Consider the following 15,572-nt stretch of genomic DNA (forward strand, 5'->3'; position numbering starts at 1 on the left):
ACCCGGTCGGTGCCCGCGAGCGCCAAACCCACCATCCTCGCTCACGGCACCTCCAGCGTCTTGCGGGACACCCGCACCCGGTCGGTGCCCGCGAGCGCCAAACCCACCATCCTCGCTCACGGCACCTCCAGGCGCAGCATGTCCTCGTACGTCTCCCGCCGCAGCAGCAGCCGGTGCGTGCCGTTGCGTACGGCGACCACCGGTGGCCGCGGCAGCCGGTTGTAGTTGCTCGCCATCGAGTAGCAGTAGGCACCCGTGGCCGCCACCGCCAGCAGGTCGCCCGGCGCGAGCGTGTCGGGAAGCCAGCAGTCCCGCACGACCACGTCGCCGGACTCGCAGTGCTTGCCCACCACCCTGGACATCGCGGCGCCGACCTCCTGCGGCTGGCCGTCGTCACTGGCCCTGGAGACCAGCCTGCAGTCGTAGGCCGCGCCGTAGAGCGCGGTGCGGATGTTGTCGCTCATCCCGCCGTCGACACTGACGAACCGCCGAACGGCGTCGTCGCCGAGCGAGACGTCCTTGATGGTGCCCACCTCGTACAGCGTCACCGTTCCCGGCCCCGCGATCGCGCGGCCGGGCTCGCCCGCGATGCGCGGCACAGGCAGGTCGGCGAACTCGCATTCCTTGCGGACGATCTCCCTGATCTGTGTGATCATCTGCGCGGGCGGCGGTGGGTTGTCCCGCTCGGTGTAGGCGATGCCGAAGCCGCCGCCGAGGTCGACGGTGGACAGCTGTTCGGTCAGCTCGGGGCCGTGCTCCTTACGCAGGTCGGCGATCAGGCCGATGACCCTGCGCGCGGCGACCTCGAAGCCGTCCGCGTCGAAGATCTGCGAGCCGATGTGGCTGTGCAGACCGACCAGCCGCAACGACGGCGTGTTGAGCACCCTGCGCACGGCCTCGGCCGCGTCACCGGCCGCCAGCGAGAACCCGAACTTCTGATCCTCGTGGGCGGTCGCGATGAACTCGTGCGTGTGTGCCTCGACACCGACGGTCACGCGCACCAGCACGGGTTGCACGACGTCGCGGCTCGCGGCGACCTCGGCGAGCCGCGCGATCTCGTAGAAGGAGTCGAGCACGATCAGCCCGACCCCGGCGTCGACGGCGTTCTGGAGTTCCTCGACCGACTTGTTGTTGCCGTGGAACGCGATCCGCTCCGGTGGGAAGTCGGCACGCAAAGCGATGGCCAACTCCCCGCCGCTGCTCACGTCCAGGCTCAGCCCCTGGTTCTTGACCCAGCGCGCCACCTCGGTGCACAGGAACGCCTTCGCCGCGTAGTGCACCAGCGCCGGATCGTCGAAAGCCTCGGCGTACTCCGCGCAACGCGCCTTGAAATCGGCCTCGTCGATGACGAAAACCGGTGTGCCGTAAGTACGTACCAGCTCACGGACGTCGACGCCGGCGATCCGCACGACGCCGTCCGGGGCCCGAAAGGCGTTGCGGGGCCATACCTTCGGGTACAGCCGATCCAGTTCTTCCGAGGTAGACGGTGGTAGACCTGACTGTGGTGCGTGCGGGTGAACCTCCGCGTGCCGCGGCCCCGCCGGGTGTGCGCACATTTACCGCGTTTCCTTTACGCTACATCCGTTCCGGGGCGCTGACCCCGAGCAGCGAGAGTCCGTTGGCGAGCACCTGGCGGGTGGCTTCGCACAGTGCCAGGCGGGCGTAGGTGAGCGGGGTCGCTTCCTCGTCGCCCTGTGGAAGCACCCGCGCCACGTCGTAGAACTTGTGGTACGCCGACGCGAGCGACTCCAGGTAGCGGGCGACGCGGTGCGGTTCGCGCAGCCCCGCCGCCTTCCTCAGCACGGTGGGGAACTCACCGATGGTGCGGATGAGGTCCCCTTCCCTTGGGTGGGTCAGCAGGCTGACATCGGCGTCCGCCCTCGTGTCAAGGCCCAACTCGGCCGCGTTGCGCTGCAGCGAGGCCAACCGGGCATGGGCGTACTGCACGTAGAACACCGGGTTGTCGTTGGTGTGCTTGCGCAGCAGGTCCAGGTCGATGTCCACCACGGAATCGACCGAGTAACGCGACAACTCGTAGCGTGCGGCGTCGACTCCGACCGCCTCAACGAGGTCGTCGAGGGTGACGACGTTGCCTGCCCGCTTGCTCATCCGCACCGGCTTACCGCCGCTGATGAGGTTGACCATCTGGCCGATCAGCACCTCGACGGTGTCGGGGCTGTGCCCGAGCGCCGCCGCGGCGGCCTTGAGTCGGGCGATGTAGCCGTGGTGGTCGGCACCGAGCATGTACACGCACAGGTCGAAGCCACGGTCGATCTTGTCGCGCAGGTATGCGATGTCGGCAGCGATGTAGGCGGGCGTGCCGTCGCGTTTGATCACCACGCGGTCCTTGTCGTCGCCGTGCTCGGTGGAGCGCAGCCACCACGCGTCCGCATCGAGGTACAGGCTGCCCGCGCCCTTCAACTCCTCGACGACCCCGGTGACCGCGCCCGAGTGGTGCAGCGAACTCTCCGAGAAGTAGACGTCGAAGTCGGTCCCGAACTGGTGCAGGCTGCGCTGGATCTCCTGCAGCATCAGCTCAACGCCGAGACGGCGAAACGTCGCGTGCCGCTGCTGCTGCGGCAGCGAGAGCGCGTTCGGTTCCTTGCGCAGGATCTCGGCGGCGATGTCGTCGATGTAGCTGCCCGCATAACCGTCCTCCGGGACGGGTTCGCCGAGCGCGGAAGCGATCAGCGACCGGGCGAAGCGGTCGATCTGCGCGCCCGCGTCGTTGATGTAGTACTCGCGGGTGACCTCGGCGCCCTGCGCGGACAGCAGCCTGCCGAGGGCGTCGCCGACCGCCGCCCAGCGGGTGCCGCCGAGGTGGATCGGGCCGGTGGGGTTGGCCGAGACGAACTCCAGGTTGATCTTCTTGCCCACCAGTTCCTCGCCACGGCCGTAGCGCTCGCCTGCCGCGAGCACGTCGCGCACGAGCCGGCCCTGCGCATCGGCGGCGAGCCGGACGTTGACGAAACCGGGGCCTGCCACCTCGGCCGAGGCGATCCCGTCGGCCAGTGCCAGTTCCTCCGCCAACGCCTGCGCCAGTTCGCGCGGCCGCAGCCCCGCCCGCTTCGCCACTTGCAGCGCCAGGTTGGTGGCGTAGTCTCCGTGCTCAGGGTTGCGCGGTCGCTCGACCGTGACGGTGCCGGGCAGGACGTCGGCATCGACGCCGCGCGCCCGTAGCACCTTCGTGGCGGACGAACGAACCTGGTCAGCGAGAGCAGCGGGGGTCACCAGGCGAGTGTATGTGCCGCGGCGGCGGGCGTTGACACCGACCACATGGCCGGTCCCTACACTGTGTAGGCGGCATATCCCTCGGACGGAACGCAGGAGCCATGGCCAGCGGCACGAAGAGAAAAGGCACCTCCAAGTCGAGTGCCGTCAAGGCGGCCCGCGGTTCGGTGGTCGCCAAGAAGCACACCCCGTGGGGCACGATCATCTCCGTCATCGCCATTCTGCTGCTCGCGGTGGGCGTCTTCGGCTACTACTACGTCGCCTCCGGCGACAAGCGGGAACAGCGCGCGCGGGAGGAGGCCGCCGCGGCGTCGTTCACGCCCTCGGAGCGCAACCCCGACCCTTCGAAGGGCATCCAGGGTGTGATCACCGAGAAGTACGAGGGCGGCGCCCACGTGCTGCCGACCGAGCGCGTCGCCTACGACAAGAACCCGCCGTTCGGCGGCCCGCACGACGGCATCTGGGCGACCTGTTCCGGCGTGGTGTACCCCAACGCCGTGCGCAGCGAGAACATGGTGCACTCGCTGGAGCACGGCGCCGTGTGGATCGCCTACGACCCCGACCGGATCAAGGGCGAGGCGCTGGAGCAGCTCCGGCTGCGGGTGGACGGCAAGCCCTTCATGATGATGTCGCCCTACCCCGGCCTCGACTCCCCCATCTCGCTGCAGTCGTGGGGTCACCAGCTCAAGGTCGACAGCGCGGAGGACGAGCGCATCGACCAGTTCATCGCCGCGCTGCGACGCAATGCCAACACCTATCCCGAGGTGGGGGCCACCTGCGACTCCCAGCAGTTCGACGTCGCCAACCCGCCGCCGTTCAACCCGCAGCCGCCGGGCCCGGACGCCAAGCCCATGGACTACCAGGGCACCGAGGGCGCCGCGCAGGACAGCATGGGCAGCGGCCAGCAGCAGCCGGGCTCGCCAGCGGGAAGCTGAGCTGTGACCTCGACGCAGCCGCAGGACACCGAGACCGGAGACGACGGGTCGTCGGCGGGCACCACCACGTGGTCACGTGTGGTGATCTTCGGCGCGGCGACACTCGCCGTGCTGCTGGTCGGCGCCACGGTCGGGATGCTGATCACGCAGGCCAGGCAGTCCGAGCAGGCGCCCGCGCCCGCCGCGGGGTCGGTGGAGGTCGGCTTCGCGCAGGACATGTCGATGCACCACCTGCAGGCGGTGACCATGGCCAACGTGGCACGCGACCGCAGCACCGACAGCAAGATCGCCCAGCTCGCCTTCGACATCGGCAGCACCCAGCTCGAGCAGGTCGGGCGGATGAAGGGCTGGCTGATGCTGTGGGACCAGCCCGAGGACCTGTTGGGTGAGCCGATGACCTGGATGGAGCAGCCGCAGGGGCACGGTGGGCACGGTGCGGCCTCCGGCAGTGCCTCCGGTGCACCCATGCCGGGTATGGCCACCAGTGACGAGCTGGCCAAGCTGCGTTCGTTGTCCGGCAAGGAACTGGACGTGTACTTCCTGCAGTTGATGCTGCGCCACCACCAGGGTGGGACCGACATGGCGCGGTACGCCTACGACCACGCCGACGTCCCCGCTGTACGCACGCTCGCCGACAGCATGCTCAGGTCGCAGGGTGCGGAGATGGAGCTGATGCGGCAGCTGCTCGCCGAGCGCGGAGCGAGGCCGCTGCCGTTCCCCTGAGCGGGCTCACCAGGACAGTTGCGCGCAGCGGCGGGCCGATTCCCTGGGCTCGACCTGCAACGTGGCGTGCTCGATCGAGTAGCCCGTCAAGAGCAGCTTCTGCGCGGCGGCCAGCACGGCGGACGTGTCGGTCTCCGCGTGCACGGTCAGGTGCGCCGAGGCCACCTCCATGCCCGAGGTCAGTGTCCAGACGTGCAGATCGTGGACGTCCTCGACACCTGGCAGGCGTGCGAGTTCGGCGTTCAGCGCGCCGACGTCCACCCCGTGCGGCGCGTGCTGGAAGAGAATGCGCAACGCCCTGCGGGCCAGTATCACGGTGCGCGGGAGCACGAACAACCCGATGGCGACACCGGCGATGGGGTCCGCGTAGCGCCAGCCGGTGAGCAGCGTGACAGCGCCGCTGATCAACACCCCAAGCGAGCCGATCAGGTCGGCGATGACCTCGAGGTAGGCGCCCCTGACGTTGAGGCTCTCTCTCGCGCCGTGACGCAGCAACAGGAAGGCGACCACGTTGGCGCACATGCCCGCGACGGCGACCAGTAGCACCGGAAGTCCCGGGACGGCAGGCGGGTCGCCGATCCTGGTGACGGCCTCGAAGGTGACGTATCCGGCGACGCCGAACAGCAACACCGCGTTGCCGAGCGCGGCGAGCACCTCGGCGCGGTACATGCCGAACGTGCGGTTGAGCGTGGGGCCACTGCGGCGGGCGAGCAGGACCGCGGTCAGCGCCATGCCGACGCCGAGCACGTCGGTGAGCATGTGTGCGGCGTCGGAGATCAGCGCCAGCGAGGAGGTCGCCAGACCGACGACCAGCTCGAGTGTCAGAAACGCGGCTCCGATGACCAATGCGGCGGCCAGTTGGCGGACGTAGCGCCCTGATGCGCTGCCCGCCGCAGGCAGGTGCCCGTGCCCGTGGCCGTGGCCCATCGCCTCGCCTCCTTCGTAGGTTCGACGGCCCCACCGGGGAACATATAGTGGTATGCGCATAAGTGCAACACAGGTGAGGCTGGCCTACCGACCCTACTGCTGGCATACCCGAGCGCGGGAGGAACAGCACACACATACGCCCTTAAGGTGTGGTGACCAAACCCGGGCCCACCCATGGGAGGCCACGGGTGATGCGCTAAGCTGCACTGGTCGCGCAGCGATGGGCCCTCGTAGCTCAGTGGATAGAGCACTGCCCTCCGGAGGCAGGTGTCGCAGGTTCGAATCCTGCCGGGGGCACTCCAAGGATGGGAACGGGAGAGGTGCTAGCCATGGCACCCTCCTTGTTCTCGTTGTTGTGTTTGCGCTGGTTGAGTCGCTGCTCTCGGTCGAACGGCAGGATGACGGCCTCGTCAGCGGCCTGGCGGGTCGCTGGCAGTGTCGTTCCGGCCAGGGTGACCGTGCACTTGACCTGGTTGGTGTCCTTGTGGTAGTGGAGTTCGAGCCGGAGGGCTTCGAACAGTCGCCGAGCGGTGTCTTCGGGTAGTTCTTCGATCCGGACCTCGCCCGTGGGCAAGGTGTCGAGCAGGTCGGGATTGGGTGCCTGCTGGTTGGCCTCCTCGGCTTCGGCGAGCTGGGCTTCAAGTTGGGTCTTACGCTGGTGAAGTTCGGCGCGTTCCTCGTTGATGTCGCGCACGAAGTCCTCGGTCGGCGTGTCGATACGGGAGAAGTTGCGGACGAGGTTCTTGATCATCCGTGTGGTGTCGTCGATCTCGCGTCGCAGGGCGGCGAGGCGTTGTTCTCGTTCCCGTTGGGCGGCTGCGCCGAGGTCTCGGACCGTGCTGTCGAGCAGGTTGCGGCGGTATGTGCCGAAGATGTGGGTGGAGAGGAACTCGTTGAGTTTGTCGACGATCGCGTCTTCGCGAATCCAGAAGCTCCCGGCAGTGGGGTGGCCGTCGGGGACGTATCCCTTTTTCGGTTCGCACACGTAGTAGGCGTGGCCACGGCGGGTCTTGCCGTTCATGCGCCGGCCGCAGTCACCGTGGAACAGGTAGGTGCGCAGCAGGTACGAGCGTTTGGTCTGGGGATGCTTGACGTTGGTGTTGCTGGTGCTGCGGGAACCGAAGCGGTGTCCGCTGATGTCCTGGGCTTTGAGCCAGTCCTCCAAACTGACGAGCGGTTCGTGAACGGGTTGCGCGGACCAGATCCATTCCTCGATGGGGTTGGCGCGGTTGCCGCGGGACTTGCGGCCCTTGCGGTTCCAGACCATGTGCCCGGTGTACTTGGGGTTGGTGAGGATGTCGCGCACGTTCGAATAGGTCCAGCGGCCGACGGAGCGCTTCGGGTCGACGGGTACCGGCGGTGGATAGGTTGCAGGATCGAGGTTGAGCCGGTCCGCGATGGCCTGGTAGCCGAGGCGTTCGGTGATGCGCCAGTGGTATGCCATGCGGACGGCGGGTGCCTGCGCGGGGTCGAGGTCGAGGAACGTCTTCTTGACACCCTTGGCGCGCTTGGCGGGGACCGGGTGCGGGACGTGGCGGGCGCGGTAGCCGTAGCACGGTTTCCCGACGTTGTATCCCGCCTCGGTGTGGATCGCGAAGCCGTCCCAGGACTTCTCCAGCATGTCGACGACGTAGAACTCGGAAATGCTCTGCTTGACCCGGCGGGTCAGCAACGAGGTGGCGACCTTCGGCTTGCGACCGTCCACTGTGGCCAGTTGAAAGGGCTCATCGGCCGCGAGCAGACGCACCCCGGCACGCTCCAGGCGGTGCTCGATGGTGGTGCCGTAGTACATGTGTCGGGCGGTCCGTTCGATGGACTCGCAGATGACGTAGTCGAATCGCCGATCGGGACGTTCGGCCTCGGCGAGCAGGTCTTGGATGCCGCCGTCACGGGTGATCGGAATGTCGAACTGTTCATGCGCGTGCCCACCGCCGCGGGCGTCGAGGTCCATGCGCCCGGATTCGACGTCGTAGAAGTGCGCGACGATCAGTCCGTCCTCGGGCAGCGCGCGCTGCGATGAACCGAGCTGACGCGGCAAAGACAGTGTGGGGTCTTGCATGTCGCGAGTGGACACTCGGCCCAGCCACGCGAACCGCAGCAGAGTGGGCTGCGTGGCGGCGATCGGCTCGCCGCCCGCTGCCGCTGCGCTGTAGGGGCTTCGCGCGCGTCCTACGCTGCGTCGTCCAGCCCATGCGCGGACTTGTTCCGGGCCTGCCATTGTGTCACCTCCCACAACACTCGTGCTTGTTCCGCGGCCAGTCGCTGAGCCTCGATTCCCTCCACAGTGCGGATTTCGGCGACCAGTTCCGGTGGTTCGTCAGGAGCCAGACGTCCGGTGGCGTCGTCGCGGCGTTCGTATTCGCCTGCCAACGCTCACACCCCTTGTCCGCTCATGTAGAGGTTTCCGATCGTGAAATAGCTGGCGCCCAGGACGCGGCGGCGGAGGAGCGCGGTGAGTGCACGCGCCTGCGGCAGCATCTCCAAGACCGGGTTCCAGGGCTCGGTCGCGTAGGCGATCGGGACGCAGTGCTGCGCGGCGAGGCGTTCGCGATCCAGAATCTCGAACGGATCGCGCGACAGCCGCTCCGCCTTCTCGGAGACGATCAGGTCGTAGCCCGGTTCCGGTGTGGACAGGGACGCGGCCAGCTCGCGCCACCCGCCTTCGCGTCGGGGTAGTCCCGCATCGTGCAGCGTCGCCGGGTCCACGTCGGCGGGCAGGTCGTAGAAGCAGTGTGTGATCACCACGCGGGAACGGAACACCCGCTCGCACAGCTGGTACTGCTGGCGTAGGAGGCGCAGGGCGATCGTGTCGGTCCTGTTCTTGCGTCCGTAGAACACCGTCCTGATCGGCTCGGACGCGGCGGCGGTGATCCCGTCGGTGGCCGTGGTCGCTGCTGGGGCGGACATGGGAATCGTGCCTCCTGGTCTCCTCGTCCCGCGCCACGTGCAAGCACCTGTCGTTCAGCGCAAACCAGCTGGTCAGAGCGTCCTGCTGGGTGGTGCGGGCCTGGGATCGTAGCGTCGATCGGCGAAAAACGGAGGCCCCGAACGAGTGGGCCCCGCCTGTCGTCCACGTCACACCGGCCCCGGGTGTCACGCGGCGCGTGAAACCGGTTCCGGTGCCTGGTGAGTGCCGCGGGCTCGTGCTTGCTGGCGGGGGTCGTGGACGCGCCAGGTGGCGAGGCGACAGTAGTCGCGGCTGGCATCCAGCGAGATGGCGCGCCGACCGTGCACGGCGGCGGCCAAGGCGGTGGTTCCGGTGCCACCAAAGGGATCGAGCACCACACCGGGAACGCTGGCCGCGCTCGTGTCGGCGCAGTCGCAGGCGTCGGCGAACTCGGTGGCCCGCGACAACAGGAACTCGCGGGCGTAACCGCCCAGCGCGGTCCGCGCCTCGACCACAAGCTCCCTACCAGGATGCTCGGGCACGGCCGTACGGCCCTGGGTGTCGAGGGCACGGGGCGTGTCACTCAGTCCCGCGGCTCGCAGCGCGGACAGGTGTGCCTCGGTCAGGCCGTGCTCGCGCACCAGTTCCAGCGCCCGCCGCGTCTGCGGCCTGGAGGTGTCCAGGCCGAAGGCGACCGGAACCCGGCGGCGGCCATGCCCGCACGCAGTACAGACGCGTCGTGGCGACCACCCGAGGACGAGTCGCCGAGGCCACTCCACCGGAAACGACGCATGGTGCGCGATGCCCAAGTGCGGAGGCACCCGCAGGGGTTGCGGTGCGATCTCCCATACCGATCCGGGCAGGCGGCCGTGCGGGTGCAACATCTGCCGTCGTTTCAGAGTTTGTTGTTCCGCACCCGGGTAGTACCGGCCGTCGCGTGCCGCGCGGCCAGGATCGGATCGGTGCGGTGCCACACGAGCGAGACTCGACGCGGAGTGCGGGAGCCTGATGGTGTCGAGGGCGCTGTAGTAGCGCGGGTTGAGCGTGAAGTGGAACCAGGTTTCGTGGCTGCGGCGGACCCGGTCGCGTACGGACTCGGGCAGTCCGTGGGGTTTGGACCAGATGATCTCGGCGCGCAGAATCAGCCCGAGATCGTCGATGCAGCGCAGGGCGTAGCGCCAGGGCAGGCCGATCAGCGACTTCGCCGGCACGGCGTAACTATGCGGGTTGCCGCCGTCCGGGACGCGCGTGGCGCTGCGGGTTCCGCTCGACGCGCGGCCTGTGCCGCTGCCTTTGGTGTGGCCGGAGTATTTGTCGCCGAGGTTGATGAAGATTGACCCGGACGGTTTGAGGGCGCGGATCATCTCGCGGGTGCAGGCGATCAGGTTCTCGAGATAGGCACTCGGGGTGTCTTCGGCACCGAGCTGTCCGCGGTAGGCGGTGTCGCTATCGCGGTAGGTCCGCAGCCCGAAGTAGGGCGGGCTGGTGATCACCAGATCGACACTGGCGTCCGGGACCGGAAGGTCGTGGGCGTCGCCGTGGATGATCTCCGGTTCGACAAAGGTGGTGGCGTCGTCGATCATTGCGGCCCTCCTGCGTCCGGGCCGGCTGCGTTGATGCGCCGGAATGCGAGGTCGTGGTAGGCGGCGTTGGTGTCGATGCCGGTGAAACGCCGGCCGAGCGCGCGAGCGGCGACGCCGGTGGTTCCGCCGCCGCTGAACGGGTCGAGGACGTGCCCGCCGGGCGGGCATCCGGCCGCGATGCACCGGCGCGGGATCTCCACCGGCGACGGCGCGGGATGCCCGGCACCAGTGCGGTCGGGCGGGATGGTCCACACGTTGCCGGGATTGCGACCCCGCTGCCCGTCTGCGGGTGTGCGGGGCCAGGTTCCGCGGGCAGTATTCGGCTTGGTGCCGCCGTGGTGGGCGCGGCGGGACAGGGCACGGTCGCCGCTGTAGGGCTGCCGGATCGCATCGAGGTCGAAGTAGTAGTCCGGCTGCGTGACGAACAGGAAGAGCATCTCGTGCCGAGTCGCGAGCCGATCGGAGATCGGAGTGGGCGTGGCATGGGGCTTGTGCCACACGATCGCCGACCGCAAGATCCACCCGTCATCCTGCAAAGCGAAGGCCAGCCGCCATGGCATGCCGAGCAGATTCTTGTGCGGCACGTCCGCTCGTGGCCGGTAGTGCGGCTGGCCGGCCTGACCGGGAGCGCCGCACCAGTAGCCGTCGGAGTTGGTGGAGTAGCTGTCACCCAGGTTGAGCCACACCGTGGCCCGCGGGGTGAGCACGCGCCGGGCCGCAGCGAACATCGCGCGCAGAGTCTCGATGTAGTCGTCCGCGGTCGGTTCCAGCCCGATCTGCGGATGCTCGCGCCGGGCCCCGCAGTCTCGGCACCGCCACCGCCCGGCACCCGCGTCGCGGAGGCTGGCCGGGCGGTGTCGGCAGCCGGGACGGCCACCGGTCCAGGTGTCGGGGGCGTAGTCGCGCAGCCGCCAGTAGGGCGGGCTGGTGACCAAACAGTCCACCGAATCCTCGGCCAGGTTTCGGATTCCGGCTTCGGCGTCGGCGGTCACCAGCGTGACAGCGTCGTCCTCACGGGGACTTGCAGCGGATACGGTCATGCGGCCCTCCCAGTGTCCTGCTCGGACAAGCCGAGGCGGCGCATGCCGATGTCGTGGAACTCCGGGTTGAGGTCGATTCCGAGGTAGGAGCGGCCGAGCTGGCGTGCGGCCAGGCCGGTGGTGGCGGCGCCGCTGAACGGGTCGAGCACCACCCCGCCGTCGGGGCATCCGGCGGCGATGCAGCGCAGCGGGATGTCGACCGGGAACGCGGCGAAGTGCGCCTCCCGCAACGGTCGGGTGGCGATCGACCAGACGTCCCCGGGATTCTTGCCCCGAGCATGCGCGGCGGTGTGCCGCGCCCCGGTCGGGCGCATCGCGTCCCCCGGTGCTTTCCCGGCGAACGGATCGGCATCCCGGTATTTGCCGTACACGCTGTGTCCGCGGCGGCGCGCGGTCGCATCGATCCCGCCGAGGCGGCCCTTGTGCGCGCCGCCGATCACGATGCCCTCCCCGACCGCCTCGGGACGTGCGAGTGGTTCGCGGATCGGATCGAGGTCGAAGAAGTACTTCTGCTGTTTGGTCAGCAGGAACAGCATCTCGTACCGGTTGGAGACCCGGTCGCGCACGGATTCGGGCATGGCGTTGGGTTTGTGCCACACGATCGCGTTACGCAGAATCCAGCCGTCGGCCTGCAACGCGAACGCGACCCGCCACGGCATCCCGACCAGGTTCTTCCGCGGCAGGCTCCGCGTGCGTGGCACCCCGGCCTGGCGCACCGATTCCCGCAACGGCGCCGCCGCACTGCGGCCGGACAGGGTGCTCGCCCGCATCGCGTCCCCGGTGCGGCCAGGCGGTTCGGCGGAGTACGAGTCGCCCAGGTTCAGCCACACCGTGCCGGTGTCGGACAGGACACGGTACAACTGCGTGAAGACCTCTCGCAGCCGGTCGACGTAGTCCTGCGGGGTCGCCTCCAGGCCGTGCTGGTCGTCCTTGCGGTATGCGCCGCACCGGCGGCAGCGCTGCGGAACGCCACCGCGATGCGCCGCGGACGCGGGATAGGAAAGACCGGGGTGTTTGGACTGGGGAATGTTGCCGCCGCGTCCGGTCGCGGCCAGGTGCGCGCAATCGGGATCGCCGCCGACCCAGGTTCCGGTCCCGTAGTCGCGCAGCCCCCAATAGGGCGGGCTGGTGACCACGCAGTCCACCGACTTCTCCGCCAGGCTAGCGAGGGTGGCGGTGGCGTCGCCGGTGTACAGCGTGACCGTCTCGTCGCGGTAGTAGACGGTGCCCGTCGGATGCTGGGTCACGCCGCCTCCCGACCGTCGTCGGCGAACCCGGTGGTGTCGGTGTCCGGTTGCGCCGGAATCCAGCGGAACCGGCTGTTGTAGACCGCCCAGAACACGGCCGGTTCGACCAGCGCCTGGTGACACCGTTGCTGCGACCACGTCCAGCATTCAGGCGGCTGCTCCACGCCACGCAGCGTGCGATCCCGGACGACATACCCGAGGTACGCGGGGTTGTTCAGGATGGTGCGCACGACCGCCGGACTCCACTCCCGCGCCCGGCCGGTGACGGGGTCGACAGGTAAAGGGTGCTCCTGCTCATGCAGGAGCCGAACGATGCCGCGCTCGCTGAGCCTGTCGTGCAGATACCAGGCGAAGATCAGCGGCACGACCGGCGCGCGCAACTCATCGACCCTCAGCCGGTGGCGCCAGCCCGCACGACCAGCCTCAGGCTCTGCCCAGTGGTGTTCCAGGGCGTAACCGTAGGGCGCGGCGCCGAGCCACCAGCCGTCACGGGTGCGCCGCCGAAGTGTCGAACGCGACCGCCAGGCCAGCTCGCGCTGGTACCTCCGGACAGCCAGATCGCCATATAGGCGCCAGTCGTCGTCCTCGTACGGCGCGGTCAGGCAATCGGCCAGATATTCGCGCACCCGCTGCCACCGGCCCGGCGTTTCGGGTTCCTGCGCACGATACTTCAACGCGGGGTACAGCACGGGATCGTTCCGGCGTGAGACTCGGCGCGGGCGGTGACCCGGCTCCGGGGTGAGGTCCATGGGATTCTCTCCTTCGTGCGAGCGGTGTGGATGTTGGAAACAGTGGGCGCGGCCAGCTCGTGAGCCGCGCGGTGCGTCGGCCCGCGCCAGGCTGCGCAGGGACGGGTGCCGGGTGTGCGGACGTGCGCTCAGGCGGCGGCCGACGTCGGCTGTGTTCCGCGTTCGCTCCGGTGCTGTCCAAGCGGCCAAGGCAGCGCCGGGGTGGGCTGGGTCAGAGCCGGGTTACTGGCCTCGGGATCGGACCGGAACACGAGCGCAGTGTGGTGCGCTGGCAGTGCGACCGGATGTCCGAGAGCACGTTCGGCTCGGGTGGCGGCGCGCCGCTGAGCGAGGGTGGCGCGGGTGTACGTGCGGCCTCGTCGCACCGTGGCGGTCAGCGCCACACACCGCGCGACCGGTGCCAGCCCGGCCGCGGTAGCGACCGCCGCGATCCGGCTGGGAACGTCGAGCAGGTCGTACCGCACGGGGTGGCGCTGCGGGGCACTGGTGATGACCACGTGCCCGCCCGGACGCAGCAGCGGCCGGTATTGCGCAAGCAGCCCGTGCAACCTCTCCAGCGCACCATCGAGGTCGCCAACCGGACCGGGTCGCAGGGTCGTCAGGAGGAGATCGATCCGCCCGGTCAGCCCGGCCGTGGCCGCGGCGACGGCCGTTCCAGGGCGTCGGTCAAGGACGAGGACCATGCCGTCGACGAACACCCCGCGCGCCTTCGTCGCGGTGACGTTGGCGCGCGCCAAGCGCCACCACCGGCGCTGCCCAGTCAAGCCGATCGCGTGCCGCCCGGCCCGCAGCGCTTCGACGATCGTGGTGCCCGCTCCGCAGTCGGGATCGAGCACGACATCACCGGGCCGGGTCAGCGCCGCGATGGCGTAGCGCGCGATCGCCGGGGCCATCAGGGCAGGGTCGGCGCCGGTGGCCTCGTGGTAGCCGCCCTCGTTCAGCTGGGCCGTCAGACTGTCGGTCCCGGTCGACCACACCGACGACACAACCGGGCCTTCGGACCGCTCCCCCGCCGGGCGGGGGAGCTGCGTGCCGGTGCGCTTAGACATCCGAGGTCTCCTTCGCGTCGAGGGCACCGTCGTCCGTCGCGTCCGACGCCATCCGCCCGAGCAGAACGAGGTCGTGGTGCACCGCGCGCAGCGGCGGCGCCGTGGCATCGACCGCGCGCGGCGAGAAGTCCGGCGCAGACACTGCGGTGCCCATCCGGTCGGCGGTTGTGAGGCAGTCCGGCGTGTCCGGTACGGGCGCGGTGAGCACGGCGATGTGATCGAGACACCGCAACCCCCGACTACCCAGTGTGTTCAGCACAGTCGCGTGCGGATCGCGCAGCCAACCATCGCGGCTATCACTGTGTGTGACTGTTGCGAGGAGGCCGCGCGGGGTGAGCAGGGCGTCCCAGTCGGTGCGTGCGAGCCAGTCGGTGGCGTGCGGATCGAGCGCGGTGATGATCAGGTCGAAGCCACCGCGCGGTCCGTCTCCGTCGCGATGCCGAGGGCGTGCGGAGTCGGGGTGCGGTTCGGGTACCGGGTGCAGCCCGAGCCGACCGAGTCGGGGTCGCGACGCCGACTCGGATGCGGCGCGGCGGGAGGAGTCGGTGTGCTCGGCCGGATCGTCGGAGGCGGGTGCCGTGGTCGCGGTGTCGGCGCCACGGCCGAGCCGAGCGACGGTCCAGACCGCCTCGGCGAGACCGGCGTACGCCTCGGCGCTGCGGGCGTTGCCGGCCGCGTGCTGAGGAGCGCGCGGGGATGGCGGCGGCGTGAGCAGAAGGACGCGGTCGCCGGGGCGGGTGTAGGTCGTCACGAGGGTGACGATCGTGCGTCCGAGCCAGCCGGGAAGCAGTGCGGTACCGGGCAGCATCTCCGCGTCGGCGAACGACCAGAACGTCGCCGGACGTGGACGCCGGGCAGCTGCGGTAGCAGGTGTGGTCCGTGGCGCGCGGTGCCGGCCACGGCGGGGGCTCGCCGTGTCGCGATGTGGCACGCGGCGGTGACGGCGTCCGGGCTCGGGATGCGGTGTTGAAGTCATCGGTGGCCTTCCTCGCGGTGTGATCGGCGTGGTCTGCCAAGTCACCCCAAGAAGCCGGTTTTGAGGCCGTTTTTCGACACCGCTCGCCCAAGTTTTTTCCGAACTCCCGAAGCCCGGCGACCCACGCATCCAGACGCGAGTCCGAATACACCGACGCTTTCCCAGCGTCCGGAAGTATTCGAGCACGACACCGTGCGGATTGACTTGCCGTCGAATCACCCGGGC

13 protein-coding genes, 1 tRNA gene and 1 pseudogene are annotated in these 15,572 nt (G+C 69.2%); 3 read left to right on the plus strand and 12 right to left on the minus strand.

Features of this window, described 5'->3' with window-relative positions; genetic code table 11:
- Positions 1 to 116 precede the first annotated feature (116 nt).
- Positions 117 to 1,556 carry a diaminopimelate decarboxylase gene (gene lysA, locus SACMADRAFT_RS20195; protein WP_009155699.1) on the minus strand — a complete coding sequence of 480 codons (1,440 nt, stop codon included), beginning with the start codon at positions 1,554 to 1,556 and terminating at the stop codon, positions 117 to 119.
- Positions 1,557 to 1,575: 19 nt separating this feature from the next.
- Entirely contained in the window at positions 1,576 to 3,231 is a 1,656-nt protein-coding gene (gene argS, locus SACMADRAFT_RS20200) for an arginine--tRNA ligase (RefSeq protein ID WP_040926641.1), read from the minus strand.
- A 101-nt stretch (positions 3,232 to 3,332) separates the two neighbouring features.
- Here argS and SACMADRAFT_RS20205 point away from each other — a divergent pair, with 101 nt between their 5' ends.
- Both SACMADRAFT_RS20205 and SACMADRAFT_RS20210 read left to right on the plus strand, forming a co-directional pair.
- Entirely contained in the window at positions 3,333 to 4,166 is an 834-nt protein-coding gene (locus SACMADRAFT_RS20205) for a DUF3105 domain-containing protein (RefSeq protein ID WP_009155701.1), read from the plus strand.
- A 3-nt stretch (positions 4,167 to 4,169) separates the two neighbouring features.
- Positions 4,170 to 4,889, plus strand: coding sequence for a DUF305 domain-containing protein (locus tag SACMADRAFT_RS20210; protein ID WP_009155702.1), 720 nt, complete (start codon positions 4,170 to 4,172; stop codon positions 4,887 to 4,889).
- A 6-nt stretch (positions 4,890 to 4,895) separates the two neighbouring features.
- Here SACMADRAFT_RS20210 and SACMADRAFT_RS20215 read toward each other — a convergent pair whose 3' ends face one another.
- Entirely contained in the window at positions 4,896 to 5,816 is a 921-nt protein-coding gene (locus tag SACMADRAFT_RS20215) for a cation diffusion facilitator family transporter (RefSeq protein WP_009155703.1), read from the minus strand.
- Between the two features lie 224 nt (positions 5,817 to 6,040).
- Here SACMADRAFT_RS20215 and SACMADRAFT_RS20220 point away from each other — a divergent pair.
- Positions 6,041 to 6,113: transfer RNA gene (locus SACMADRAFT_RS20220), tRNA-Arg, on the plus strand.
- Between the two features lie 898 nt (positions 6,114 to 7,011).
- Here SACMADRAFT_RS20220 and SACMADRAFT_RS31450 read toward each other — a convergent pair.
- From SACMADRAFT_RS31450 to SACMADRAFT_RS20270, 9 genes and pseudogenes are all read right to left on the minus strand, one after another.
- Positions 7,012 to 8,034, minus strand: a pseudogene (locus tag SACMADRAFT_RS31450) (recombinase family protein); the annotation flags it as partial.
- Positions 7,986 to 8,186 (minus strand): hypothetical protein, encoded by a 201-nt coding sequence (locus tag SACMADRAFT_RS20235; protein ID WP_040925793.1) that lies wholly within the window; start codon positions 8,184 to 8,186, stop codon positions 7,986 to 7,988. The gene SACMADRAFT_RS20235 and the pseudogene SACMADRAFT_RS31450, both read right to left, overlap by 49 nt.
- Before the next feature lie 3 nt (positions 8,187 to 8,189).
- On the minus strand, positions 8,190 to 8,723 hold the full coding sequence (locus SACMADRAFT_RS20240) for a hypothetical protein (protein WP_009155704.1): 534 nt from the start codon (positions 8,721 to 8,723) through the stop codon (positions 8,190 to 8,192).
- A 186-nt stretch (positions 8,724 to 8,909) separates the two neighbouring features.
- Positions 8,910 to 10,286, minus strand: coding sequence for a DNA-methyltransferase (locus tag SACMADRAFT_RS31030; RefSeq protein WP_009155705.1), 1,377 nt, complete (start codon positions 10,284 to 10,286; stop codon positions 8,910 to 8,912).
- Positions 10,283 to 11,326 carry a DNA-methyltransferase gene (locus SACMADRAFT_RS20250; protein ID WP_009155706.1) on the minus strand — a complete coding sequence of 348 codons (1,044 nt, stop codon included), beginning with the start codon at positions 11,324 to 11,326 and terminating at the stop codon, positions 10,283 to 10,285. The genes SACMADRAFT_RS31030 and SACMADRAFT_RS20250 overlap by 4 nt, the downstream gene beginning before the upstream one ends.
- Positions 11,323 to 12,573 (minus strand): DNA-methyltransferase, encoded by a 1,251-nt coding sequence (locus SACMADRAFT_RS20255; RefSeq protein WP_009155707.1) that lies wholly within the window; start codon positions 12,571 to 12,573, stop codon positions 11,323 to 11,325. The genes SACMADRAFT_RS20250 and SACMADRAFT_RS20255 overlap by 4 nt, the downstream gene beginning before the upstream one ends.
- A complete protein-coding gene (locus tag SACMADRAFT_RS31035; protein ID WP_009155708.1) occupies positions 12,570 to 13,322 on the minus strand; it encodes a recombinase family protein in 753 nt (250 codons plus the stop codon). The genes SACMADRAFT_RS20255 and SACMADRAFT_RS31035 overlap by 4 nt, the downstream gene beginning before the upstream one ends.
- Before the next feature lie 128 nt (positions 13,323 to 13,450).
- The gene (locus SACMADRAFT_RS20265) at positions 13,451 to 14,371 is read right to left on the minus strand and encodes a DNA methyltransferase (RefSeq protein WP_009155709.1); all 921 of its coding nucleotides are present in this window, start codon (positions 14,369 to 14,371) and stop codon (positions 13,451 to 13,453) included.
- Positions 14,364 to 15,179, minus strand: coding sequence for a hypothetical protein (locus tag SACMADRAFT_RS20270; protein WP_009155710.1), 816 nt, complete (start codon positions 15,177 to 15,179; stop codon positions 14,364 to 14,366). The genes SACMADRAFT_RS20265 and SACMADRAFT_RS20270 overlap by 8 nt, the downstream gene beginning before the upstream one ends.
- Positions 15,180 to 15,572 lie beyond the last annotated feature (393 nt).

Origin of the sequence: Saccharomonospora marina XMU15 (genome assembly GCF_000244955.1) — a bacterium.
Taxonomy (GTDB): Bacteria; Actinomycetota; Actinomycetes; order Mycobacteriales; family Pseudonocardiaceae; genus Saccharomonospora_A; species Saccharomonospora_A marina.